Below are 2,720 nucleotides of genomic sequence, written 5' to 3' on the forward strand. Positions count from 1 at the left end.
TGAAGGGCGAGAAGCGGTCCGGTATGCGGGTGCACGCCCGGACCGGGCTGCCGTGCCCGGTCTGCGGCGACACAGTGTGCGAAGTGTCGTTCGCCGACAAGTCGTTTCAGTACTGCCCGACGTGTCAGACCGGCGGCAAGGTGCTGGCCGACCGGCGGATGTCGCGTCTGCTGAAATGAGCGGATGACTCGACAGAAGATCCTCATCACCGGCGCCAGTTCCGGACTGGGCGCCGGGATGGCTCGCGCGTTCGCCGCCAAGGGCCGCGACGTCGCGCTGTGCGCCCGTCGTACCGAACGGCTGGAAGAACTCAAAACCGAACTCGCGCAAAGCTATCCGGACGTCAAAGTCGCGGTAGCCGCCCTGGACGTCAACGACCACGACCAGGTGCCGAAAGTATTCGCGGAGCTGGCCGACGCGCTGGGCGGCATCGACCGGGTGATCGTCAACGCCGGCATCGGCAAGGGCGCAAGATTGGGGTCCGGCAAACTCTGGGCCAACAAGGCAACCATCGAAACCAACCTGGTCGCGGCCCTGGTGCAAATCGAAACCGCGCTGGAGATGTTCACGGCGCAGGGGTCGGGGCACTTGGTGCTGATCTCCTCGGTGATGGGCGCCAAGGGCGTCCCCGGCGTGAAGGCGGCCTACGCGGCCAGCAAAGCCGGCCTGAGTTCACTGGGCGAATCTTTGCGCGCCGAATACGGCAAAGGCCCGATCGTGGTGTCGGTGATGGAGCCCGGCTACATCGAGTCGGAGATGACGGCCAAATCCCAGAGCACGATGTTCATGGTGGACAACGAAACCGGCGTCAGGGCATTGGTCGCTGCGATTGAGCGCGAACCGGGCCGGGCGGCTGTGCCGTGGTGGCCGTGGGGACCGATGGTGCAACTGATGCGGGTGATGCCGGTGTCGCTGGCCAAGCGGTTCGCGTAATTCATCGAACGTGCAACCAGTGCGATATTTTCCGCAGGATTTCGAACTGAGTGCACGTTCGGCGACGAGCTAGTCCGCTCGGCCGCGCTCTGCGCGGTAGCGCCGCACCAGAGCGTCGGTCGAACTGTCGGACTGCTTGGGTGGAGAATCGTCCCCGGTGAGTACCGGCAACAGCGCCTTGGCCTGCGTCTTGCCCAATTCGACGCCCCACTGGTCGAAGGAATCGATGCCCCAGATCACGCCCTCGGTGAAGACCTGATGCTCGTAGAGCGCGACCAACTGGCCCAGCACCGACGGGGTCAGCCGGGTGGCCAGGATGGACGTCGTCGGCCGGTTGCCCGGCATGACTTTGTGCGGCACAACATCTTCCGATGTACCTTCGGCGGCGATCTCCTCTGCCGTCTTGCCGAACGCCAGCACCTGGGTTTGGGCGAAGAAGTTGCTCATCAGCAGGTCGTGCATGCTGCCGGTGCCGTCGGCGGTTGGCAGGTCGTCGGTGGGCTGGCTGAAGCCGATGAAATCGGCCGGCACCAGTCGGGTGCCCTGGTGTAGCAGTTGGTAGAAGGCGTGCTGGCCGTTGGTTCCCGGCTCGCCCCAGAAGATTTCGCCGGTGTCGGTAGTGACCGGGCTGCCGTCGGCACGCGTCGACTTGCCGTTGGATTCCATCGTCAACTGTTGCAGATACGCCGCGAAGCGGGCCATGTCGTTGGAGTACGGCAACACCGCGCGTGACTGTGCGCCGAAGAAGTCCGAGTACCACAACCCGATCAGGCCGAGCAGTACCGGAGCGTTGGACTCCAGTGGCGCGATGCGGAAGTGCTCGTCGACGAGGTGGAATCCGGACAGGAAGTCGGCGAATGCCTCCCGGCCGATCGCCGCCATCACCGAGAGCCCGATCGCCGAGTCGACCGAGTAGCGACCGCCGACCCAATCCCAGAAGCCGAACATGTTGGCGGTGTCGATGCCGAACTCGTCGACTTTCTCCTTGTTGGTCGAGACAGCCACGAAATGCTTGGCCACCGCCTCGTCGCCGAGCGCGTCGGTCAGCCAGCGCCGCGCCGCAGTGGCGTTGGTCAGCGTCTCCAGCGTGGTGAAGGTCTTGGAGGCGACGATGAAAAGCGTTGTGGCCGGGTCCAAGTCGGCCAGCTTGGCGATCAGGTCGGCGGGGTCGACGTTGGACACGACACGCGCCGACACGCCGGCGTCGGCGTAGTGCCGCAACGCCTGGTACACCATCACCGGGCCGAGGTCCGAGCCGCCGATCCCGATGTTGACGACGGTGCAGATTCGCTTGCCGGTGGCCCCGGTCCATTCGCCGCTGCGCAGCCGGTCGGTGAAATCGCCCATCTTGTCCAGCACGTCGTGGACATCGGCGACCACGTTCTGCCCGTCGACGGTCAAGGTCGCGTCGCGCGGCAGCCGCAGCGCGGTGTGCAGCACGGCGCGGTCTTCGGAGACGTTGATGTGGGTTCCGTCGAACATCGCGTCTCGGTGCTGTTCGAGGTGGGCCGCGTGGGCGAGGTCGATCAGCAGTTTCAGGGTGTCGCGGTTGATGCGGTGTTTGCTGTAATCGATGTACAGGTCGCCGACGGTGACGTTGAACTCGCGGCCGCGGTCGGGGTCCTCATCGAAGAACTCACGCAGGTGGGTGTCCCCGATCTCCCGCTGGTGTTGTTGCAGCGCACTCCACGCCGGGGTCGCCGAGATGTCGGGAATATTGTCAACCGCAGTCATACCTCGACATTAGTCAGGTCGCGACGGACGCCGCTGAAGTCGAGGTGAATGGG

Annotated in this window: 3 protein-coding genes; 2 read left to right on the forward strand and 1 reads right to left on the reverse strand. The window is 64.9% G+C overall.

What is annotated here, in order from left to right; all coding sequences use genetic code 11:
* On the forward strand, nt 1-179 hold a 179-nt coding region (locus AC2VOG_RS00070; protein ID WP_486937873.1), incomplete at its 5' end, for a zinc finger domain-containing protein.
* Between the two features lie 4 nt (nt 180-183).
* Nucleotides 184-933: an SDR family oxidoreductase gene (locus AC2VOG_RS00075; protein WP_486937871.1), complete on the forward strand. Its 750-nt coding sequence runs from the start codon at nt 184-186 to the stop codon at nt 931-933.
* 69 nt (nt 934-1,002) lie between these two features.
* Here the strand turns inward: AC2VOG_RS00075 and pgi are convergent, their stop codons facing one another.
* Nucleotides 1,003-2,667, reverse strand: coding sequence for a glucose-6-phosphate isomerase (gene pgi, locus AC2VOG_RS00080; protein WP_486937872.1), 1,665 nt, complete (start codon nt 2,665-2,667; stop codon nt 1,003-1,005).
* Nucleotides 2,668-2,720: the final 53 nt, after the last annotated feature.

It is taken from the genome of Mycobacterium sp. TH-M11 (genome assembly GCF_057473725.1).

Bases quoted from the DNA above. Each gene is read 5' to 3' on its own strand.
- AC2VOG_RS00075 (WP_486937871.1), top strand. From the start codon at position 184: ATGACTCGACAGAAGATCCTCATCACCGGCGCCAGTTCCGGACTGGGC.
- pgi (WP_486937872.1), bottom strand. From the start codon at position 2,667: ATGACTGCGGTTGACAATATTCCCGACATCTCGGCGACCCCGGCGTGG.